Source organism: Spartinivicinus ruber (genome assembly GCF_011009015.1).
GTDB classification, from domain to species: Bacteria; Pseudomonadota; Gammaproteobacteria; order Pseudomonadales; family Zooshikellaceae; genus Spartinivicinus; species Spartinivicinus ruber.
Window position 1 is genome coordinate 5821404 of sequence record NZ_CP048878.1, and the last position, 22751, is coordinate 5844154.

24 protein-coding genes are annotated in these 22751 nt (G+C 37.3%); 11 read left to right on the forward strand and 13 right to left on the reverse strand.

From position 1 onward, the window contains the following. Nucleotides 1-119 precede the first annotated feature (119 nt). From G4Y78_RS26195 to G4Y78_RS26215, 5 genes are all read right to left on the reverse strand, one after another. Nucleotides 120-395, reverse strand: a complete 276-nt coding sequence (locus G4Y78_RS26195) for an RNA recognition motif domain-containing protein (RefSeq protein ID WP_163835914.1) — start codon at nucleotides 393-395, stop codon at nucleotides 120-122. A gap of 201 nt (nucleotides 396-596) precedes the next feature. Beyond that, nucleotides 597-1259: a substrate-binding periplasmic protein gene (locus tag G4Y78_RS26200; RefSeq protein WP_230425648.1), complete on the reverse strand. Its 663-nt coding sequence runs from the start codon at nucleotides 1257-1259 to the stop codon at nucleotides 597-599. A 258-nt stretch (nucleotides 1260-1517) separates the two neighbouring features. Continuing rightward, entirely contained in the window at nucleotides 1518-2006 is a 489-nt protein-coding gene (locus tag G4Y78_RS26205) for a GDYXXLXY domain-containing protein (protein ID WP_163835916.1), read from the reverse strand. Continuing rightward, complete coding sequence (locus G4Y78_RS26210; RefSeq protein WP_163835917.1) at nucleotides 1988-3106, reverse strand: DUF4401 domain-containing protein; 1119 nt, start codon at nucleotides 3104-3106, stop codon at nucleotides 1988-1990. The genes G4Y78_RS26205 and G4Y78_RS26210 overlap by 19 nt, the downstream gene beginning before the upstream one ends. Next, nucleotides 3099-4124: a DUF2157 domain-containing protein gene (locus G4Y78_RS26215; RefSeq protein ID WP_163835918.1), complete on the reverse strand. Its 1026-nt coding sequence runs from the start codon at nucleotides 4122-4124 to the stop codon at nucleotides 3099-3101. Before G4Y78_RS26215 ends, G4Y78_RS26210 begins: the two co-directional genes overlap by 8 nt. A 379-nt stretch (nucleotides 4125-4503) precedes the next feature. Here G4Y78_RS26215 and G4Y78_RS26220 point away from each other — a divergent pair, with 379 nt between their 5' ends. Continuing rightward, nucleotides 4504-4734 (forward strand): hypothetical protein, encoded by a 231-nt coding sequence (locus tag G4Y78_RS26220; protein ID WP_163835919.1) that lies wholly within the window; start codon nucleotides 4504-4506, stop codon nucleotides 4732-4734. Nucleotides 4735-4985: 251 nt separating this feature from the next. Beyond that, on the forward strand, nucleotides 4986-5324 hold the full coding sequence (locus G4Y78_RS26225; RefSeq protein ID WP_163835920.1) for a tRNA-binding protein: 339 nt from the start codon (nucleotides 4986-4988) through the stop codon (nucleotides 5322-5324). Nucleotides 5325-5362: 38 nt separating this feature from the next. Here the strand turns inward: G4Y78_RS26225 and G4Y78_RS26230 are convergent, their stop codons facing one another. The 3 genes from G4Y78_RS26230 to G4Y78_RS26240 all read right to left on the reverse strand — a co-directional run bounded on the left by G4Y78_RS26230 (nucleotide 5363) and on the right by G4Y78_RS26240 (nucleotide 8578). Continuing rightward, a complete protein-coding gene (locus tag G4Y78_RS26230; protein ID WP_163835921.1) occupies nucleotides 5363-6715 on the reverse strand; it encodes a hypothetical protein in 1353 nt (450 codons plus the stop codon). A gap of 387 nt (nucleotides 6716-7102) precedes the next feature. Then, nucleotides 7103-7690, reverse strand: coding sequence for an SIS domain-containing protein (locus tag G4Y78_RS26235; RefSeq protein WP_163835922.1), 588 nt, complete (start codon nucleotides 7688-7690; stop codon nucleotides 7103-7105). Between the two features lie 114 nt (nucleotides 7691-7804). Further along, complete coding sequence (locus tag G4Y78_RS26240) at nucleotides 7805-8578, reverse strand: substrate-binding periplasmic protein (RefSeq protein WP_163835923.1); 774 nt, start codon at nucleotides 8576-8578, stop codon at nucleotides 7805-7807. Nucleotides 8579-8793: 215 nt separating this feature from the next. Here G4Y78_RS26240 and G4Y78_RS26245 point away from each other — a divergent pair, with 215 nt between their 5' ends. Then, nucleotides 8794-10131 (forward strand): phytase, encoded by a 1338-nt coding sequence (locus G4Y78_RS26245; protein ID WP_163835924.1) that lies wholly within the window; start codon nucleotides 8794-8796, stop codon nucleotides 10129-10131. On the opposite strand, the gene G4Y78_RS26250 is transcribed toward G4Y78_RS26245, so the two are convergent. Both G4Y78_RS26250 and G4Y78_RS26255 read right to left on the reverse strand, forming a co-directional pair. Next, the gene (locus G4Y78_RS26250) at nucleotides 10117-10512 is read right to left on the reverse strand and encodes a VanZ family protein (protein WP_163835925.1); all 396 of its coding nucleotides are present in this window, start codon (nucleotides 10510-10512) and stop codon (nucleotides 10117-10119) included. The genes G4Y78_RS26245 and G4Y78_RS26250 overlap by 15 nt on opposite strands. Nucleotides 10513-11122: 610 nt before the next feature. Beyond that, nucleotides 11123-12883 (reverse strand): hydrogenase maturation protein, encoded by a 1761-nt coding sequence (locus G4Y78_RS26255; RefSeq protein WP_163835926.1) that lies wholly within the window; start codon nucleotides 12881-12883, stop codon nucleotides 11123-11125. Nucleotides 12884-13081: 198 nt separating this feature from the next. Between G4Y78_RS26255 and G4Y78_RS26260 the strand changes: the two genes are divergently transcribed. Next, a complete protein-coding gene (locus G4Y78_RS26260; protein ID WP_163835927.1) occupies nucleotides 13082-14194 on the forward strand; it encodes a tryptophan 2,3-dioxygenase family protein in 1113 nt (370 codons plus the stop codon). Nucleotides 14195-14304: 110 nt separating this feature from the next. Next, nucleotides 14305-15480, forward strand: coding sequence for an aminotransferase class V-fold PLP-dependent enzyme (locus G4Y78_RS26265; RefSeq protein WP_163836609.1), 1176 nt, complete (start codon nucleotides 14305-14307; stop codon nucleotides 15478-15480). Here the strand turns inward: G4Y78_RS26265 and G4Y78_RS26270 are convergent. After that, on the reverse strand, nucleotides 15470-16354 hold the full coding sequence (locus G4Y78_RS26270) for an NAD(P)-dependent oxidoreductase (RefSeq protein WP_163835928.1): 885 nt from the start codon (nucleotides 16352-16354) through the stop codon (nucleotides 15470-15472). The genes G4Y78_RS26265 and G4Y78_RS26270 overlap by 11 nt on opposite strands. 148 nt (nucleotides 16355-16502) lie before the next feature. Here G4Y78_RS26270 and G4Y78_RS26275 point away from each other — a divergent pair, with 148 nt between their 5' ends. The 5 genes from G4Y78_RS26275 (at nucleotide 16503) to G4Y78_RS26295 (ending at nucleotide 19338) form a co-directional block, all read left to right on the forward strand. Further along, entirely contained in the window at nucleotides 16503-16757 is a 255-nt protein-coding gene (locus G4Y78_RS26275; protein WP_163835929.1) for a hypothetical protein, read from the forward strand. 53 nt (nucleotides 16758-16810) lie between these two features. After that, nucleotides 16811-17317, forward strand: coding sequence for an IS630 family transposase (locus G4Y78_RS26280; protein ID WP_163832145.1), 507 nt, complete (start codon nucleotides 16811-16813; stop codon nucleotides 17315-17317). A 38-nt stretch (nucleotides 17318-17355) separates the two neighbouring features. Next, nucleotides 17356-17868: an IS630 family transposase gene (locus G4Y78_RS26285; RefSeq protein WP_163836355.1), complete on the forward strand. Its 513-nt coding sequence runs from the start codon at nucleotides 17356-17358 to the stop codon at nucleotides 17866-17868. An 85-nt stretch (nucleotides 17869-17953) separates the two neighbouring features. Then, on the forward strand, nucleotides 17954-18544 hold the full coding sequence (locus G4Y78_RS26290) for a transporter substrate-binding domain-containing protein (RefSeq protein WP_163835930.1): 591 nt from the start codon (nucleotides 17954-17956) through the stop codon (nucleotides 18542-18544). 5 nt (nucleotides 18545-18549) lie between these two features. Further along, complete coding sequence (locus G4Y78_RS26295; protein WP_268935026.1) at nucleotides 18550-19338, forward strand: substrate-binding periplasmic protein; 789 nt, start codon at nucleotides 18550-18552, stop codon at nucleotides 19336-19338. 16 nt (nucleotides 19339-19354) lie between these two features. Here the strand turns inward: G4Y78_RS26295 and G4Y78_RS26300 are convergent, their stop codons facing one another. Next, a complete protein-coding gene (locus tag G4Y78_RS26300; RefSeq protein WP_163835932.1) occupies nucleotides 19355-19906 on the reverse strand; it encodes a hypothetical protein in 552 nt (183 codons plus the stop codon). Between the two features lie 204 nt (nucleotides 19907-20110). After that, the gene (gene hemE, locus G4Y78_RS26305; protein ID WP_163835933.1) at nucleotides 20111-21175 is read right to left on the reverse strand and encodes a uroporphyrinogen decarboxylase; all 1065 of its coding nucleotides are present in this window, start codon (nucleotides 21173-21175) and stop codon (nucleotides 20111-20113) included. Between the two features lie 595 nt (nucleotides 21176-21770). Between hemE and G4Y78_RS26310 the strand changes: the two genes are divergently transcribed. Then, nucleotides 21771-22724: a DUF1194 domain-containing protein gene (locus G4Y78_RS26310; protein WP_163835934.1), complete on the forward strand. Its 954-nt coding sequence runs from the start codon at nucleotides 21771-21773 to the stop codon at nucleotides 22722-22724. Nucleotides 22725-22751: the final 27 nt, after the last annotated feature.

A 22751-nucleotide genomic window follows, 5' to 3' on the forward strand; every position in this document is an offset into this window, starting at 1 on the left:
TTAGAAGTTACAACCCTCATAATACAGGCATCAAGCTTACAGCAGAGCTTGTAATAGCTATTATCGATGACTTCACAATAGCAAGAAGCTTTTGGTATAGCTATTTGCTTATTTTATTTTCAATATCTTGGTCTACGTTGTTGGCGGTTTTCAGTTCTTGGCTTAGCTTGGTTAACTTTTACTTTACGACCAGAAATGGATTTATCATTCAACTCATTTATTGCTGCTTCAGCCTCAGCATTGTTTGGCATTTCAATAAAACCAAACCCCTTAGACTTTCCTGACATTTTATCCTTTATCAAGGTCGCACTCGATACTTCACCAAATGCTTCAAACATCTTTCTTAAGTCAATTTCAGTAACACTATAGGCCAAGTTGCCAACATATATATTCATTTGTCATGTCTCAGTAACATGCATTGCTTGAGCTAGCGCTACCCAATAACCAATGCATAAATTATCCAGCAGCCTCTGGCTTAAAAGTATCCAGAACTTGAAGTGTATATCATTTCTCCAGACAGGCACCATATGATTCTCATAATAAAAAGTAATAGCGACTATTGCGCTTATCTCTGAATAAGTTAACTAAATACCCCGCTATTTGACATGCCAGTCAGGTTGACTCACACCAGAGCATATTTCTAATACCTTCATCTGACTACCAATAAATCGCCCCTGAGTATCAGAAGAATTTATTAACTCTTTATTAATTTTATGATACAAAGATATAGCTCCTGGCGCTTGTTTTGAAATCATAATATGCAAGTAGTCTCTCCCTACTTTTTTGGGATGATAAATAATTTTATTACGCTCTTCTTCTGTATAATATTTATTTAAAATCAATAAGCCGTTATCTAATGGCATTGGTACTACAGCCACCCTGTCCTTGAGTAATAAATTAAAAGCTAATTTCTCTAACCTAACCTGCCTTAACTGTAATTTATATTTTTTGACAGCTTCTTCAAACTCATTACCAAAATAATAAGACTCTGTTATTGCAATAGGACCAATTTCTTTTAGATCTTCCCAGCTTTCCCATTCAATTGGATTAGATTTCAAGTGAAACAACACAGTCTCTATTATGTAAACTGGGTAACTAAAATAAAAATACTCTGATCGCTTTTGGTTGCAAATCCAACCAGGACTGGCAGTAACCTTACCTGCCAGAGTATTATTATATGCAGCTTTCCAGCTATCAAACCATGGATAAGTCACCTGCATACCAGCTTTCGAGAATATTGAATTTAAACGGTCTGCCAAAACTCCATATCCAGGTAAATCTCGATCAAAGTATGGGGGCCAATCAGCAACAGCAAAGGACAATGTCTCTGCTGAATTAACCGGAAAACATATCCAAATACATGATAATGCAAGAACCTTGATAAGCCTCATCGATTAAATGGATATTTCCTCCAAAAAACTAACTCTTATAGTATAGCCTTAGTTTTTCTTTATTATTGGCATCATATGAGTGGATTCTGTCATATTACATTTTAAAGTTATGATATTACTTATTATTTATTCTGATGGTGTTATTATTTTTCTATCGTCATCTGCCAAACCAACTAATAGTCGACTTTTATCAGTAAACTTAAACACCCCATATTTGGCATTTTCATAATATTTAGCATGACCTTCCTGAAATAAAAATGAGTCAGGCACTATATTTATTTGATTATATCTTCGATGAAAACGTAATAGCTTCTCATTATCGGTTAAAGGCTCACCATTGTAGAAACGAACAAACTGAGCAACCTTATTGTTATCACTTTTAATTACAATATAGCCACGTTGCTGACTGCTAGTTAGAGGCAAAGACGATGCTTTTCTAGCGATTGCATAGTCTAATGCCATGTAATCTCCTTGTAACAAAGAACGCGGGTCAACCGGTGCTAGCTCTATTAACAAAGTTTCGCCATGGGCAAGTATTTGTTCTTTTTGGTATATACCATAATTAAGTACTATCATCACCAAGAATGAAAAAATGATTAATAATTTTCTTTGCATCTATCCCACCCTTGATACCTAAGATAAAAATGTCCCACTAATAGTAATAAGCCACTCAATACAAGTAATATCGATTTCTGCATCAAGGTAATATCAATATTGTAATAGAACACAACAAGACAGTAAGGTAATAATAAAGCTCCCATAATCATTAAGACATTTTCATGTTTAGCATAGCCTAGTATCAACAAAATAATGGCTAAAATAATACCTGGCACAGATAGTAATCCCAATATAATTGAAGCCAAAACTGCCAACATTAACGGCATACTTTTTAGCTTAAAGAAATCTCCTGCAACCCAACCAATCACAGCAATCAAGCTAATAACTAACATATAACTGGGTATAGCCATATCAATAAACTCCTTTTCACTTCCATAGCCAAACTGAGTCGTCGCCATTAATGTCAAGACACTACAAACAATAGAAAAAGCAAACGCATAAGATAGTGGAATAAAATAGCGCTTTACTTTCCCATAGCAAAGTAAAAATGCTGCAATCAATAGCTGAACAGATAAGAAAATATTAAATGCAATTTCCCTTATTTCAGCTAATTCTCTTTCCCACAAGATATTAATCAATATGGAAGCCAATACAACAAAGCTAGATAAAAATCGATCGATAGACACCCGATAAAGTGGATAACCAATAAGAGTGATTATCAATGCTGCAAAAGTTACTCCCCAAGCAGAATCAGTGAAAATACCTACTCCTGTTACAAATAGAGTTTTACCCGTAGCCATTGCCACAAAGGAAGACTGCATCAAAAAGCTTTGTTTAGCATCAAGCTTATCTCCTGCGATCTTTAAAAGAGCAATCGCTACACTAGAAAAAAGTATTCCCCATACAACCAGCTCAAGTTCACTATTCAAGTGAATAAATTTAGCTACATATAAAAATCCAATAAAACAAAATGAAGCGATGAATGCACCAACTCCAATTAAACAACGGATATATAATGGCAATTCCGGTGCTTGTTGTTGCTCTTTTGCAAACTGTTTAAGCTTATCAAGACTGCCAATAATGAGAGACTGATTAGCTAATTCAGAGAGCAATTCAGCTGTACTGGGTGACTGCTTGTTAACAGATGAATTAATCATGAGCAGCCTCCATTTTATGGGCTACTGCCCGAAGATAAATTAAGCCAACGGTAAATACACCTAAGGTAGCAAACCCCAATAAAAGAAAGGTTATGGACTCACTGTCACCAAATATTTCAAAAAATAATTTAAATATTGCAGTAATGGCAATAATACAACAAGTTAACACAATAGTTGCCAACACCCACATATCAAACAGTTTGAATCGATAAAACCAAAAACCTGATATTAAAATAATACTACCCAATAAGGCACTGAGATAAGTTGAAACACGAGCAGAATCAGGATCAATGATACAGTGCTCTATTGGAATAATCAGGAATACTGCTAACACAAACACCAGCATTACCCTAAACCATGCTGCAGATAACCAATTGTAGTTATGTTGCACAGTAAATTCTCTTAAAACTAAAGCGAGACCATTGAAGCCAAGCAACAGGCTATACAACAAGTCCTCCATAGAGCTGCTTGGTAAAGCAGCTTGCTCCCACCATAGCCAGATAAAAATATTACTGACAATCAACCAAAGTAACCACTGAGCAGAAAAACTAGCGATAACGGTCCAGCCAAAAGTTAGCAGCGCCCACACCATAAACAACTGGTAGGCATCAGCACCAGTTTGATAAATTTGGCCAAAAATAGCTAAAAAAACACCAACTAATACTGTAGCAGCTAACAAAAAGAGCTGGCCAGCCAGTTTTTTTAAAGAATACCCATAAGCTGCTATCAAGCAGCTTACCAGCCCTATTTGAACCGTCGAAAATTTAATTAGGGGTGTCAGTTTGGCCCAGTTAAAAGCAAAAAAGTAAACTACCCCTGAAAGCACTAATGCTGTTCCCAATAAGAGTAATAGTCTTGAAACCCATATACCCCACTGATTATGAGGATACAATCGATTCAGGGCATAGACTTTACCCTCCGCAGAAAGATAACCCTGCGCGTAAAGTTCTTCAACTAAACGACGATTAGCTGGGATTTGTTTTAAGTTGATACTAGCCGTTGGTTTTTCTGTATCCATATGCAACTCTATATATCCAAGAGCAATCTTAGGTATATAGTAGCCTCAATGTTATAGCATAAACCACCCGTCATCTGTAGCTTATAAAAAGTACTAACAAGCAATACTTGACGTACTATTTATGGATACATTTACTTGAAACATAAGAACAACCTAATTTAAAAATAACTAATTATATATTTTTTGGCTATATGCATAATAGTATTCTATCATTTCTATTATATATGATTTTTAATGCACTGTTTTTTAAAAGATTTTCTTTAAACACTTAGTTTCACTGATTGCTCGATAAAATTAAAAATTTTGTTTTTACACTAAAAACTGATAAAAAGACATTTCATAAAACAGACGCAATATTATAACAATAGGGAGATCATTTATGTTTGATGATAAAAAAACAAACAAAGAATACGAGCCTGAGGTGACCTGCCCTAACTGTTCAACTCAAGTAAACAAAATCGATTTCGAAATTATTGGATGTACTTCTTGCCATTTCAAAAGCAATATTAATAAAGATGCACCAAGCTGGGAGTTAGAACCAATGGAGACATCAGATCATCTTGATAAAGGTTCATTCAATAGTGGTAAAGACACTTGGTTTAATCAATAGCCACTTGGTTAAAAACTATAATCTTATGTTAATCCTCACCTATTGAGCCATTATATTTAGAATATAACGGCTCAATTTAATCATTAAACTACTGAAAATAAGATAATCCCAAAAACTGCATAGCAATTAGGCTAATCTAATAATTCCTCTCTGTAAGTATATTGTTGAGTACATTATTTTTAGAAGTCTTGTACAATTGGGTTCTATTATTTAACATCATGAACTATATATACATAAACTGTAGGAAGTCTATGAAAACCATTAATTGGGATGATTTCACTCAAGTGGAATTACGAGTAGGTACTATTATCAAAGCAGAACCATTTCCAGAAGCTAAGAAGCCTGCTTATAAAATACATGTCGACTTTGGTGAAGACATTGGTATTAAAAAAAGCAGTGCCCAAGTGACTGACTTATATCGATGTGAAGAGCTTGAAGGTAAACAGATTATTGGTGTGGTTAATTTTCCAACGAAACAAATTGGCCCCATTCAATCTGAGTTTTTAATCACTGGTTTTTATCGTGAAGATAAGGCAGTGGTTTTAGCTGTTCCAGACCAAACAGTACCTAATGGCGCCAAATTAGGCTAATACTAGAGAGCATTAGTTGAGCGAATAGCAACCAGTTATTAAACAGGAGTACTTAGAATATCAACCAATGCACCTAATTCATCATATATAAAGTCATAATGCGCCTGGGTTGTCGCCAGTGAAGTAATTTTACCATCTGCATTGCGGGCCAGTTTCACTAACGAGAAACTGACTTTTTCACTGGCAAAATCAAATGCTATCGTTTTTGCTTTACCTTCACTTAACAGCTCCACAACTCTTAAAAGCTGTTTTAAAGCACCAGGCTCACCACCCTGCCAAGCCTTGACAGCATTAGCCAGCGTTTGGTGAGTAGCAAACAACCAGTTACTGATAGAACTTGCCAGTTCACCATCCACAACAACAGCCTGACCAAGTTTAGTTTTGCGGGGAGAGTTAGCAGCTTGTCTTTTAGCTAGTTCCTTACCTAATTCTGCTAGCAATAGTTGTAAGAAATGCTGCCTGGCTGCAATACTGCTTATGACTGGACGCTTCACCACTAAACCACTATTAACTGATGTTAGTTTAGGAAAACTAACATCACTTGCTTTAATAACTCGATTGTCATTAACAGCCGCGTTTTTACCTATCTTAGCGTGCTGTGATTGAATGCGAATAAAACGAATATTGAACAATTGATTTGGTAACTTGGAAACCAGTTGGCTTATTTGTTTTACTTCATGATCCAGTAACTGATTGTCATCTAACAATAATAAACCATAACCTTCTAACAATTTTTGTCTTCTGTCATCAAAGTGCCCTAACAACTCACTTGGTACCTGGCCTTGGTTAGCATCAAGATAGTTAATAGCCAACTGTTGTTTTATCAACGGCCACCAGTGATAGTTATTATGGTTAATTGGTGCATCAACTAATGGTACTTGTTGCCATATATATTGATAAACTCGACGCAGGTTTCCAGCAATTAACTCTGTGTGGCTGTATTGATTTAAGAACACCAACTGATTAAAAAACGATCTTGCTTCTTCTGGCGAGCGCTCAAGGTGTTCAGCCAACTGCTGCCCATGCTTATCAAATGCTTTCAATAGATTATTAGCCAACACCTCTGCTAACGCTGGGTTTACTTTTTGACGAATATCTTGATAAGACCATACAAAACCTAGGTAACCAAAGTAAACTTTTAAGTGATCAGTAAAAACTTGACGTTGAAAAAAACCATTAAAAAATTTACTGTAGTCTTCTCTCACATAGCTTTCTTGCCGAAAAATTTTGAACGCACTACTTGCATCAGCCTGACTCCAACCTTTTGCAAGTGTCTCAAGATTTTTTGTTAATGTGCTTTGGTCTGGCTCGGATAAGTCAGCATAGCTTGGACCTCCATATAAGACAGTACCCAAAACAGCCATGATGCTCCAGCGTAAAATGAGTTTCATCACTGCATACCTTGGATTTAACAAGTTTCTGCAGCATAGAATAAAAGGTCAGGTAAGCAGGTTCCGTGACTGTTATCCTATTTTACAGTTGAAAATAAATAAGAAAGGAACTCTATGAATTATATTCAATACAAACCTGAAAACAGGTCGCATCTAAATCGCTAACCGTTTTTATTCTAGGAAAAATACGCTGAAACCATTTCAGGAAAGTATACTTATACGAAGTAGGATGTGTAGTTGTGCTTGAATAATTGTTTTGTTTTAATGTGCACAAATACCAAACATAGTATTTTATAGATTTTATCTACAATGTTTATTAATGTTTTAACGCCTCTAGAAATTTGCTACCTACCACTCCCCCCGATTATTAGCAGTAGGCATTGGCAATTACTGGTAATTTTCAGGAAATAATTCGCGCTCTACTAACTCCATAAAAATATGGATTACTTTTATATGTAGCTCTTGCACACGGTCAGCAAACTGCCCTCCTGGCGTACATATATGGTAGTCAGCTAAGTCTCCCAATGTGCAATTTGCTTTACCCGTCATACCAATCACTGAAACACCTTTATGTTTAGCAACTTCTGCAGCTGCAACTACGTTTTTACTGGTACCACTGGTGCTAATAGCCAATAACGTATCTCCAGCTCGGGCATGGCTGTCTACATAACGAGCAAATACATGTTCATAGCCAAAATCATTAGATACACAACTCAAGTGACTGGCATCACTAATTGCAATAGCGGGCAACCCTCGACGATTAAGGCGATAGCGTCCTGATAACTCTTCTGCAAAGTGCATAGCATCACACATTGAGCCACCATTACCACAACTGTAAACATGCCCACCTTGTTTAAAGGTAGTTGTTAATGCCGCAGCAGCTTTAGTGATTTGCTCGATCATCGCCTCATTAGACAACAGGTTGTCCAAGGCTTGCTTTGCTTCAGTCAGTGCCGCAAGAACATGCGATTGCATAAACACTCCCATATTTAAGGTTGCAACTTAATGTAACCGCATTGTAGGCTGTTTGATCAAGAATGTCAGCAACAGTGTCACCAACTGTCTGGCTATACAACAGTGTTATCGGCTTTATTTCTGCTCACCCTGAATTATCTTCATGTGTTTGTCTAGAATTTTTTGGTATGTGCCATCTTCTTTAATAGCGTTTATTCCTTTGTTAAAGCTTGCAAGAAATTGATCTCCTTGGGGATGTGTTTTTGATACTACTATATAATATTTATTTTCTCTAACTACAGGCTTAAGCACTTTAAATTCATTAGGATCAAGTTTCGCTTTTTTTATTGAATGCCAACCTGTTACTTCATTAATAGAATACAAATCAACACGTTTTGTTTTTATTCCCTTAAAACACGCATCATCAGTATGTGGCTGGTATAATGTTAATATTTTTTTATCTATAAACCGCTTCATTGGTTCTACAGCCCACCCCATTGGCAAACAAACAGTTAACCCCTTTAAGTCTTCATCTTTTTCATACACTCGATCAAAACTTTTATGAACAAAAAAACGTTCATTGGCTTGGTAAAATGGCAGTGAGAATTTAAATAGTGCTATCCGGTCTTCTGTTCTCATCCAAGGAAAACCCGCCATCACTTTTGTATCAATTGTATACTGATATCCACGCTTCCAGGGTAAATATTCAAGCTTATAAAGTTGCTTGGCTGCTTTCAATGCCGACTCTACAATCTCAACCATCATGCCACCATTAGGTAAGTCCTGCCCAGTAAATGGGGCCCAATCCCCTGTTACGACAATAGGAGGATCTGTCTCTGCCATTACCGTTGAAAAATTCGACATCATCAGCCCAGCTAAAGTAATAAAAAATGATTGAATAAGCTTCATTTCAAACACCCAAAATACGAGTAACTGCCTACAAACTACTATAGCGTCAATTAATCAGTATTAACAAAACATCACTTGGTAACTACAAAATGCTTATTCACTTATGCTCTAATAATTTGCTTTGTAATACACTAGCGCTAGTGTAAGCTTCATCGTGAATTAACAGCCTGTGATCAAAAAGATCAATTATCTTCAAAAAATAAAAAGGACTTTCAATGTACATAAAGCAATACATAGCGGGCACAGTACTTTATTCAACTATTTTATTAACAAACTTTGCATTCGCTATAAATAACTCAGACTCTAACAATCCAGCTACAAACTCCATAACCGCCAACCAAGAAACGCGGGCTTTTTTTGACGATAAATGGGACAATGAGTCTGATGCAGATGACCCAGTAATTTGGGTTAACCCTCATGACAATTCAAAAAGCTTAATAATTGGTACGCTAAAACATGGCGGGCTTGCTGTATTTAACTTGCAAGGTGAAATGCTTCAACAGGTTATTCCTGAACAAGATCAAATTAACAAACTGCAAGGAAGCTATAATAATGTCGATATTATAACGAGCTATTTTTTGGAAAATAACAAAATTGATTTGGCGATAGCAAGTGATAGAGGTTTCGATAAACTAAAAATATTTTTAATTAATTATCAAGATGAAAATAAACCAATATTAGAAGATATTACGGCTGATAATGCACCAATGCTATTCAGCCAATCAATCGATGACATTAAAACGGAGCAAACAGCATATGGATTATCTGCTCACTACAATAGTAAACAGCAGCAAGGCATCGGCTTTGTTACTCAAGCAAACAAAACCAAAATAGCACAAGTTACTTTTTATACTACACCAGAAGGAACAATAAGCTATAAAATAGTTCAATATTATATTTTGCCAGATACTTTTAATACAGAGAGTGACCCACTCTGGTCTCCATGCCAAGAAGATGATGGAGACTTACCGCAACTGGAAGGGTTAGCTATAGATTATCAACGACAAGTGCTTTATGCCAGCCAGGAGCAAGTGGGGATCTGGCAAATTCCTTTTCAATTGCCGCCATATAGCACTAAGCCAAACTTACCAATGTTAATTGATACTGTAGCCAGCTATGGCGTACCTTATGAGCGTATTTGGGACCCACTAGAAGAAGAATATCAATGCCATTGGCTCAACACACTGCCTAAAAATCCTCACTTAAAAGCAGATGTTGAAGGACTTGCCCTATATCAACCAGCCAAAGGGGATCAATACTTAGTTGCTTCAAGTCAAGGAGATGATCATTATGCTATCTATCAGCTGAAACAACAGCCAGTGTTTATAGACCGCTTTCAAATTAAGAGTAGGGTAATTGACGGCACCAGTCATACTGATGGCATAGCGATAACCGCTCAAGCAATTGGCAATCAATATCCTAATGGTTTAATGGTAGTGCAGGATGGTGATGATCAACCATCAAGCTTTAATAGCGAAGGAAAACAACGAGATAAAACCAATTTTAAATTGGTTTCCTGGGAAAGAATAAAACACTATTTAGGTCTTGATTGACTCCTTTTTATCACGAACTTTTCTTGAGACTAAAATATTAACTACAAAGGCAGCCATAACTAAACCCAAAAAGCTAGCCAATAAATCAAGCAAAGAAAAGGTTCTAGTTGAAAAAAACAGCTGCATTATCTCCTCAAAGGTAATGGCCAACCCAAGAATGATAGTAGTTACTATTATTTTTCGGGTTGGTCGCTCTGTTACGGTATTCACTACAGCAAGATTAACAAAAAAACTTAATGCCCCCATTAACAGTATGTGGCCTACTTTGTCACCTCCAGGAAAATTATATAAGACTTTTACTTCTGCTGGTAGTTGCCCTTTGCTTGCCAGTACAACAATCGTGATAACTACAAATACTGCAATAATACCCAACCATTTCATTGTTAATTATCCTACAACACAGCTTTACAAAGATTAGCATTATAGTCGATGAGAAATCTAGCTGGGTTAAAATAACAGTGGCCTATACCACAATCACATCCTATAGATAATAATCTCAAGTGCTAGTAACAAGCCTAACAATAACAAAACCAACCAAAACATACCCCATAAGTTGGTGAAAATAAAAATCGTAACGTACAATTCCAGCTAAATCGACTTGATAATATCGAGGACTTAGCTGAATAATAGGTAGCAACCTATCCATACTATAAAAAAAGCCTAGCCGCAGTAGCGGTTTACCATCTTTAATTACAATTCGATGCTGACCTGAGATCCTTTTTAAAGTCGTACCCAGCACAACCAAACCAACTACCCAGTAAAATATTCTCAAATAACCACTACCTATTCCATAGCCTATTGTGTACTTTATCTGGCACATCTAACCATATCAATAGTAGAAAATAAGACTATATCTGTCCTACTAATTCAATTTTAATTTACATGCTTGTTAAACTCTCCTACTCCTAGGATAACTGGATAATAATAACTACTCATAGTTGATCACTATTTATTACAAACTTTAGGGTAGATTAGCAATAAAAATTGACAACTATAGGCAAGCCATTCGTTTGATAATGTGCGGCTTTTCCTCCCAGTATTTAACAGCCTGTCGATGAATTGCTAGATAAGTAGGCGTAGTAATTAGTGGTGATTTATAAACGAAACGTTTCCTTGCTTGATGAAAATCACTATCGGCTGACATAAAGCACTGCCACATTTTCCTTTCTTCTTCCTCACGGTATTGCCTTAATGGTTTTAGTTGTTGGTTTAGCTGGTAGATTCGTTGTTTACGTAGGACCAAGCGTTCTGTAGTTTTTTTATGGCTATACCATGTACAAACCTTAGCTAAACTGCTTAAAAATACTTTTTCTTGTGCTGGTAATATTTCATCAGCCAAACCTATACTCACCGCTTCAGCTGCCAAAACAGGAAGACAGTTTGCCATTAACTGGCTGGCATGCCGTTCACCCACTCTTCGTGGTAAATTAAAACTCCAGTATTCGGAGCCATACAAACCCATGTGCTGATAGTAAGGTGATAAGACTACACCATCCCTTATTAATATAATATCACAGGCTAATGCTAACATAACGCCCCCAGCAGCAGCATTTTCTTTTAAGGCTGCCACAGTGACTTTATTGACTGTAGTTGTAATCTCTTCAACTAAATCATTTATTTGTTTTAAGTTTTCCCAAGCTTCTAAACCTGAGTCAGAGCTTGCCTCAATAGTGTTGAGGTTAATACCATTTGACCAAAAGTCACTTCCTCCCATTAAAACAAGTACCCGTGTTGGTCTTGTTACAGCTTTTTTATAGGCTTTCAGCAAGCGGTAACACTGCTCAGTACTCATTGCTCCATTATAAAAATTAAAGTACAAATAACCTACATGATCGTTTTCTTCATAATATATTTCTTGCCAGGTAGTAGGATCATAGCTTGGCAGCTCATGGTCAAATAACTCAGGTGTCTGTTGTAAGTAATCAGTTAAATAGGCTGTGGCAGGTAGTTTAATTTGTGGTTCAACCATGTTAGCTTGCTTTAAATGGGTGATCCAAACAGCACCATCACGGGTTGCCCGACAAACTGCCTGATTTTTTTTGGCAATAATATCTCCTGGTAAGACATTACTATTAGTCAATAATTTTTTTTCTTGATAACCATTGTATAAATAGTATGTCCTTCCATTAATGGAATCTTTTACTCCAGGAAAGCTTTCAGCTGCATGTAACTTAGCTAAGATTTTCTCAGTAGTATCCTGTTGCCAATCTATTTTACGCTGGCTTTGTTTCATTAGCGGCTGCCAACTACCTTTCACGTCAGGCTTGCTATAATCTAAAGGATCTGATTTATAAGACTTATTTTGTAATTGATCAATTGCAGCTAAAATCAATTCTACTGCTGCCTCAGTTACTTGATGGCGATAGACTGTAGACTTATTAGTAGCTGGCAATCTGAACTCCTTACTACCTACGATACTCCCTGCGTCATAATCTGTTGCAGCCTCAACTAATGTAACTCCCCACCAGCTTAATTGTCGCTGAATTGCCCAATCTAGCGCTGACGGCCCCCTATCTCCCTTTATACCTGGATGAACAATCCAACATAAATAACGCTGCCAAATAGAGCTTGGTATAGCCTGTTTTAAAAAAGGACAAATAATCAGATCCGGCTTACATAAAGTGACTGCCTCTTCCATTTGCTGCTTAGTGCAAGCATATTCTACAGATACCCAATGGTCTCTTTGCTTGAGTTCAGCATAAACTCGTTGGGTTAAGCCATTAAATGCAGACACCAATAGCAGAATTTTCATTATTTCACTTCCTTGATGTTATATACCTTTCACAAGTGGCAATAGAGAAAGTCTCCATTTGCTTAGCCATATAAAGAGTTTAAGCTCTACTAAAAAGTAAAGACTAAACACGTTGACTCGATAAATCTAAATTTAGTTCTATACAATTTAGTAATTTTTGATATATATCAACTTATAACAAACGAAAGCAGGATGCCGATGAAAAAAACAATAAAAGAAGATATTTATTACAGTGACTATTTGCAACTTAACAAGCTACTTGATAGCCAGCACTTACTAAGTAGCGATTATGATGATCTGGCCCATGATGAAATGTTATTTATCATCACCCATCAGGCTTATGAACTATGGTTTAAACAAATACTTCACGAACTACGTACTATTCAAGCCGTATTTGAACAAAAGCCCGTGGATGATAAGCAGCTTGGTGTAGCTACGCATAGGCTACAACGCATATTAGCGATACAAACATTATTAATTGAACAGGTAAATGTTCTCGAAACCATGACTCCACTGGACTTCCTAGATTTTAGAGACTACCTGGTTCCTGCTTCTGGCTTTCAAAGCGTGCAATTTAAAGAAATAGAAATCCGTTTAGGACTTAAAAGCTGTTATCGTATTGCTTTTGACCAGCATAGCTTTTATCGTCGACTAACTCCACAACATCAGGATTATTTAAAAAAGCTCGAGTTACAACCCAGCTTGCTCGAGCAAATAGATGAATGGTTAGCCAGACTCCCTTTTCTACATTTTGGTGAGTTTAATTTCTGGCATAGTTACCAACAAGCTGTCGATAAAATGCTAAATAGTGATGAGCAGATCATTATCAACAATCCACACTTAGATGCTCAAGAGCGAGAAAAACAGCTCAAAAATCTGGCCGATACCCGTAACCAATTTAAGCAATTACTTGAACCCAAAGCCTATCAGATGCAGTTTGATACTGGGTTTTACCGAATTAGCCAAGATGCTTTTTTAGCTGCCTTGTTTATCAGCCTATACCGGGATGAGCCAATGCTCCAACAACCTTTTAAACTACTGACTTGCCTGATGGATATTGATGAACGATTTACTGCCTGGCGAACCCGTCATGCTCAAATGGCCCTACGCATGCTAGGTCGCAAAGTAGGTACCGGTGGATCTTCTGGCCATGAATATCTCTCTAGAACTGCAGATCATAATAAAGTGTTCACAGACTTATTTACACTTTCTACTTTTTTAATCCCTAGCTCAAGTCGACCTGAGTTACCAGATGCAATTAAACAGTCATTGGGCTTTTATTTCTCAGGAAAGGAAAAAGGGCATCTCTAAATTCGAATTCTATTCAGCAGTCGATGCCAAATTCTGTTGAGTGAACGCAATTTGTTGATTCCTTTGCTATCCTATAGAACACCTTTAAACCAGCAGTAGTGAAGTATTTGATGTACAAGCACTGGTATCAACAATTCAATCAGTATCATGCTGATACGCTTTGGTTTACAGCCCATAGCCATCACTTCTGGCCTGATGTTACCCAGCAGGCAATGAACCGCTATTGGCATGATTCTGCTCGGCTAGTTGATGATAAGTGGCAACATATATTTTCTAGCATTATTCCTAAAGCACAACGGCATATTAGTCGCATTCTCAACTACCCCTATCCAGAACAAATCACTTTTGCTCCTAGTACTCATGAGCTACTAGTGAGAATACTTTCCTGTTTCCCTCCCCAAAAAAAGTTAAAAATACTCACAACTAATGCTGAATTTCATAGTTTTAGTCGACAATTAAAGCGCTTAATAGAAGAAAAATGGATTAATGCAACCATTATCAATACTGAACCTTTTGATAGTTTTATAGAGCGATTTTATCAAGCGTCAAATAATAAAAAGTTTGATATTATATTTTTTAGCCATGTTTTCTTTAATTCTGGTTATGTTGTTCAGGATTTAAATGAAGTTGCTGAAAAGCTATCTCCTCTTTGTAGTTTATTCATCGTCGATGGTTACCATAGTTTTGCAGCGATTCCAATAGACTTATCAGAAATTGCTAACAATATCTTTTTTTTGGCTGGTGGTTATAAATATGCACAAGCTGGTGAAGGTTGTTGTTTCCTCTTATCACCACCTAAAGCAAATAAATTGCGACCTTGGAATACTGGCTGGTTTGCCAATTTTTCACAGCTGGAAGAAAATGAACAAACTGTCACTTATGATAATTACGGCCAACGGTTTGCTGGCGCTACTTTTGACCCAACAGGAATCTATCGGCTGAATGCGGTTTTCGATTTGTGGCAGGAAAACAAACTAACTGTTGAAGCTGTTCATCAACATGTATTAGCATTACAACAAGTTTTTTTACAATCAATTAACAATTCTAATCATCCGTTACTAAACTACCGCAACTTACTTTATATCCCTGAGTATGTTCATGGCCACTTTTTAACATTTAAATTGGCAGACCGAGCAATTTGTAAAAATTTATCAATGGCATTAAATAGCCTGAAAGTGAAGGTTGACTGTCGGGGAAATCGGCTAAGATTTGGCTTTGGCCTGCAGCATGATTTAGAAGATATTAATCAGCTGCTAGCCAGATTAAAAAGACTACCTAATGTTTAAAACGCTTACTCTCCAATACTGCAAATAAACTAGATGTATCCCATCTGGAACCGCCCATCGCTTGCACTTCTGAATAAAATTGATCAACTACTGCAGTAATAGGTAAGTGGGAATGGTTTCTTCGTGCTTCATCAAACACTATCGCTAAATCTTTACGCATCCAGTCCACTGCAAAGCCATGATTATATTCACCCGCTAACATGGTTTGATGACGATTTTCCATTTGCCAAGACTGAGCTGCACCTTTAGAAATGACTTCAATAACTGCTGCAACATCTAAGTTTGCACTTTTAGCAAAATGCATGCCTTCGGACAACCCCTGAACGATTCCGGCAATACAAATTTGGTTAACCATTTTAGTCAACTGGCCGCTACCTACTTCTCCCATTAATTTAGCAAACCTGGCATAACAGTTAAGTAATAATAAAATTTGCTCAAACTGTTCTTTAGGCCCGCCAATCATTATTGTTAACTGCCCATTTTCAGCACCAGCCTGCCCACCAGACACAGGCGCATCATAAAAGGTTATTTGTCTATTGCCCGCTTCCTGAGCTAACTCGCGCGCTACTTCAGCTGACGCAGTGGTATGATCAATAAAAATTGTTCCCGCCTGCATCCCTGCAAAAGCACCTTCTGGGCCTACAGTCACCTGACGTAAATCATCATCATTACCAACACAACAACATACAATATCAGCTTGTTTTGCTGCTTCAGCAGGTGTTTCTGCATAATTACCAGGGAATTGCTCACACCAGCTTTTAGCTTTACTAGTTGTTCGGTTATAAACCATTACTTGAAAACCAGCATTAGCTAAATGGCCAGCCATGGGAAAACCCATAACTCCCAAGCCAATAAACGCTACTTTTTGTGTCATATTATCCCCCTAAATTCAATGTATTCTTTCCTTAATAGTATTAGCTTCTATATTGTCTTAATAGATACAGTTTTTGCCTTTATCTAGTGGACAGTTGCATATTTCCTCAATACCTATGGCAGTTGGTTAGATAGTAAAAAAGTTAAGCATGAGTAGTGTACAGTTTTTAGTTATATGCCGATCAAAGTTAGTGATTACATTGATCTCAACTGTTATTGCACTGTTTAATCTAATACCTGTGTATGCTGTGGAAAAAGACACAATTACCTGGTTTGCAGCTCATTGGCCCCCACTTATGATGCTAAAAGGCGAAGATAAAGGTACCGGTAGAGTTGATATGCGGCTACAGCTCTATCAAACGGAATTGTCCCAATACAATCATAATACCAATCGTGGTAAATAATCTGTAAAATACCTGGTCACAGTATTTCACTTAATTTGACTAGGAATTTAATAATGGCAAGGATTGCTTCTATTCCAGATGAATTGTATGACTACGACTTTGATGCCTTACTGAACAGAGAACCACATCCAAGAACACGGCTTCGCTTATTAGCGATGGCTCATTTACAAGCAGGTTGGTCTCAAACTGAAATAGCACGAGCATTAAGGAAATCAAACAATACCATTCAGGACTGGCTCAACCGTTTTAGACGAGATGGCCTTGAAGGACTTTATGAACAACCCGGTAGAGGAAAAAAACCGTTTCTTTGTCCTTCACAATATAATGAATTTAAAGCAGCGGTTATTACCTTACAAAACCATCGTCAAGGCGGTAGAGTTCAGGGTAAAGACATACAACAGTTGCTGCTGGAACAATTTAATATAGACTACAGCTTAAGTAGTATTTATGAAGTATTGCATAAAGCAGGACTTTCTTGGATTACATCAAGATCTAAACATCCTAATCATCGCCCAGATAAACAGCAAGCATTTAAAAAAACTTTGAAAAAGAGGCCTTAAAAGTACTTCCCTCATGCGTTTCTCCAGATAAAGTTGATATTTGGTTTCAAGATGAAGCCAGAGTGGGTCAGCAAAATACCTGTACGCGTATTTGGGCAGAGAAAGGTACGCGTCCACGAGTGGTAAAGCAACAACAGTTTGAGTCAGCTTATCTCTTTGGCGCTGTGTGTCCTGCTAAAGATAGAGGAGTGGCTCTTGTATTACCTATTGCTAACACAGAAGCAATGAGGTTGCACTTAACAGAAATTTCAAAAGCCATTTCTAAGGGAAGACACGGACTGGTTATCGTTGATCAAGCGGCATGGCATACGACTCATCGCCTAGAAATACCTGCGAATATCACGCTATTAAATTTACCACCCGTTTCCCCAGAGCTTAACCCGGTAGAGCGGATATGGGAAAAACTGAGAGAAGATTCACTGGCAAATCGTTGTTTTAAAAATTTCAATGATATTGTTGAGTCTTGTTGTGAGGCATGGAATGTATTTGTGAATAAGAAAAATAACATTAAAAGCTTGTGCTCCAGATGTTGGGCTGTTTTAACAAGCTAATAAACAGGATTGGTATAAGACCCTTGAAATGAATTGGGGAAGGTTTTGGCATGATATAAAAGCAGGGAAGAAAATTTGTAGCCCAATGCATTTGAAAAAACCTGAGCGCCTTGAAATTGCCTACTTTTCGACACCAGTCGATGTCGCTGTATCTCACCGTATTATTATGAAAAAAACTAATGCTGCTTTACTAAAGCATCCTATTTCATTTTCAATTGTAAAATTGATTACTGACAATCAGTTTAAGGGCATTATTGAAAGTCAACGTTCCTATACAAAAGATTTAGATGCGATTTTCAAAAAATATGAAGAAAATGGTAATTACCAAAAAATTACTATTGCAGCCAATAGTTTATTCAAGATGCTTGATCATGACCGGATCAATTATATTATCGAATACCCCTTTATTGCCTCCTATCATGGTAAGCAATATTTCAAAGATATTAATGAATACGCCAGTATCCAAATTGATGAGATCACTCCCTATTTTTTGGTTTACGCTGTTTGCCCCAAAAATGACTGGGGTAAGCAAGTCATTTCAGACATTAACAACATGCTGAAAACTTTAATTCATCAGGGAAAATACCAGAAAATAATTTTTGAAAGCTGGTTAGATAAAAATGATCTAATCCAGATCAAAGAAATCTACAACACCCAAATTCTCAACCAACCCTAACGACTATGCAAAGCTATCTTAATGCAAGCAACACCAATAAGTGTATTATAAGTACCTTAATTATATTTTTTACTTGTAATATATCCTTTGCAAACGAGCCCATAAAAGTGGTAGGTACCCCTGAAAAGCCTTTTCGTTATATGGCAGCTGATGGTGAAGTGATTGGAATTGACGCAGAGATTCTCAAAATTATCTTCAATAAACTGTCAATATCTTGTGAGTTCAGCCTTATTAAGGCAGGTTCCAGAATTATAAAGTTTGCCCAAGAAGGCAAAGTTGATGTTGTGATGAGCTTTTCAAGAAAAGCATCCAGAGAATCTTACCTGATTTACCCAGCTGTTGCTTACAAAGATTTCACTTGGAATTTTTTTATTCGCAAAGAGGACCAAAACAAAATATTTTACAATAACCTTCAAGATTTAGCTGGTTTAACTGTAGGCGCAACCCAAGACTGGGCTTATACACCTGAGTTTTGGCAAGCTAGATTAAACTTAGATATTGTGTCTAATAATGATTTACATATCCCCAAACTGCTCAAAAAAAGGATAGATATTGTTCCTCTTAATACTTTTCCCACTTTACTCATCCTGCAAGAGAAAGGGCTTATGAATCGGATTAGTTTTTTACCCAAACCACTAAAATCCAAGCCCTATTACAATGCATTCAGCCGTGCATCCCAAAATCCTGATTTAAAAATAGTCATTGATAACTATGATAAAATTGTTCAACAATTAATAGATAGTGGTGAAGTTAAAAAGTTATATAAAAAACATCTTGGAGTTGAACAGCTATAGTTTTTGAATATCACTTTTATAAATCATCTTCTTTTTGATAACTCTTATGTTGAAAATGTACGACTGTTCGAGGAGGTATTGTCGCCTCAATACGTACATCTGCGACTTTGTAGTTTTCAAGTTCAACAGCATAAGCTTTGCGCAGTGACTTTAAAATTTGACTCAATACCAGCTCGCCCTTAACTTCTTCAAGTAACAGTTGCCACTCTTTTTCACTTAACTCACTAACCTGAGCAAATTTACCAGTAACCATTGGCACTAAACTCATTTGCAAATACAAGTCGGTCAATTTAAAACCAGCCCGCTCTATTACTTGCATATTCTGATCAAGCGTTTCTAGCAGCTGCTCTAGCTGCTGATTTTTGTTGGCATTTGCCTGCTTAAGCTTTTCTTTTGCCACAGACAACTGTTCAGACGTTTTTTTATGTATATCAGTGGCAAACTCATCTGCTGTTTTCTGCAGTGACTCCCACAACCCTTCTGATGCAGGCTTTTCTGCTTCACTGGCATAAGCAGGCGTTAGTAATAAACTAAAAACAACCGGCAAATAAAGTTGGCGCATTAGCATTTTTAGTCCACCTATATTGAGGATATCTCTAAAAATAGCAATTTTTTCATGAGATCAAGACAGCACCGCACGGACGACCGCATAGATGCAGAAGTTAGAACAACCCATCGAGCAGTTGTCCAGGGCCATAGTGTATAAGGAACACTTGATGGCCTGGGTACAGAACTAACACAGCTTTCCTGAAAAAGTGAATTTTAAAAGGTGTCATTGATGGTAAGGTTGGGATAACTCATGTACTGCCTCGACAAAAGCACCAGCATGTTCCGGCTTCACAAATTGGTGAATACCGTGGCCTAAGTTAAATACATGCCCCGAACCTTTGCCATAAGCTTTTAAGATAGTCGCAACTTCCTCTCTAATACGTTTAGGGGATGCATATAGCACACAAGGGTCCATGTTGCCCTGTAACGCTACCTGATTCCCAATGCGAGCACGGGCATTACCAATTTCAGTCGTCCAATCTAAACCAACAGCTGTACAACCTGTTGCTGCTATTCGCTCCAACCACTGACCACCATTTTTGGTAAATAGAATAACTGGGATGCGTTGGCCTTCTCGCTCTTTAATCAGGCCATTGACTATCTGTTGCATATAATCCAACGAGAACGTTTGGTAAGCAGCATGACTAAGCGCGCCTCCCCAAGTATCAAATATTTGTACTGCCTGGGCACCAGCTTCAATTTGTGCATTTAAATAAACAGTTACCGCTTGAGCTAATTTACCCAACAGCTGATGCAAGGCTTCTGGTTGATCATATAGCATAGCTTTCACCACACGAAAATCTTTAGTGCTACCACCTTCAACCATATAAGTCGCTAAGGTCCATGGGCTACCAGCAAACCCAATCAATGGCACCCTGCCATTCAACTCTTGACGAATTAATTTGACTGCATCCATCACATAGCCAAGGTCAGCTAATGGGTCTGGTACCGACAAAGCATTAACATCCGCTTCAGTACGAACAGGCTTTTTAAAACGAGGGCCTTCCCCTTGCTCGAAATAAAGCCCCAAGCCCATCGCATCAGGTATTGTTAAAATATCAGAAAATAAAATAGCAGCATCAAGAGGAAAACGATCTAAAGGCTGCAAGGTGACTTCACAAGCTAATTGCGGGTTTTGACAAAGAGCCATAAAATCTCCGGCACTTGCTCTTGTCGCCTTATATTCAGGTAAATACCTACCCGCTTGGCGCATCATCCAAACCGGGGTTACATCTACGGGTTGTTTGAGTAAAGCTCGCAAAAAGCGATCGTTTTTTAATGCAGCCATTGGGAACCTGTCGTCTATATAATCTTGCCAATTTAACGAAGCTATTTTAACCGAACTATAACAGATTCCTCTCAATCGCGCTTGACTTCTCTCTAGAAGGCTAACAATAGCTAAACAGGTCATTTTTCAACCAATATTAAGCGTCTGTTGCTTCCTACACAAACATAAGATACCCAACCCTCATCTTAGGAATCAAGACACTAGAACTTTGTTCATAGTTTAATAGCAAATATCTCACCAAACTTTAAAACTTTCTGGAAAGGAATAGTCATCAACTGGTGTTTATTTTATTTACAATAATAAAATTTTGCTATTTTCACGCGCTCTACACTTAATATGCTTTTTAAAGACTAAAAATTGTATTGCTATTTTAATAAGAAATTAAAACCTGACTAAAGCATTGACAGAGTCAGCCTTTTATTAATTTTAAAAAGCAACAAATACCACACAAGCTTTTTAATATTTATTTCTTTATGTTGAAATAAATTACAACACTTGTCTTCGCGAAATATATAAACAACTGATTTATAAGAATAAAAATAACGGCACAGATCTTGCCACACGATTATTGAATTATATTAAAAGGGTGGAGCAAATGAAACCTATAAAAACCATTGCCTTAGCTGCAGCACTACTACCATTTACCTTCATGAATACAGCGCAAGCTGTACCAGTAAGTAAAGAGCTAGCTTTCGCCATTGATGTATCCAGTAGTATTGATGCAAGCGAATTTGCCTTGCAAATGAATGGCTATGCGGCAGCTTTCCAAGATCCCGAGGTAATTAGTGCAATCCAAGCATTGCCTAATGGAATTGCAATTGCAGCTTTTCCTTTTGCTGCGTTTGGTGCAGATAATCCAATGGCACCCATGAGCTTCGAATTAAACTCAACCCCATGGTTTCAAGTAACTGACGCTACTTCAGCCATGGCATTTTCTAGTGCAATTAGTATGATTCCCGATGGAGATGCCCAAGGTACCAATATTGCTGGTGGCGTCGATTCTGCTGTTAATTCCATGCTAAATAATGACTATGAAGGTGACATGCTAATTGTTGATGTATCAACGGATGGCGTACAAAACCTTTTTAGAGATGGAAGTTTATGTATTGACATAAATAACCTTCCACCAACTGAAGAACAGTTACTGGCCTGTTTAGCAGCTTTTGATGTTGCCATTAATGGAGCAAGAGATGATGCAGCAATAGAAGGTATCATGATAAATACCCTGGCTATTCTTGATCCTGAAATGGCTCAAGATTACTTATCGGACCTCATTGACATTTTAGGGCAAGAAGTTGTGGATATGCTGGGTTTACCTGCAAATTTACAAGAGTATTTAGAGCAAAATTTAATTACTGAAGAAGGGTTTGTCCTGACAACCGATTTTGATGAAACTCAATTTGCCGCAGCAATTAAACAAAAAATATTAAATGAAATATCATCACCCGATGAACCTACTCCAATGCCTGAGCCTAGTACAGCAGGAATACTCGCTATTTGCTTGTTGGGTTTATTTTTACTAAGAAGATTACAACAGGAAAAAGTTTAATGGTTGATATAGAATAACAAGCTATCT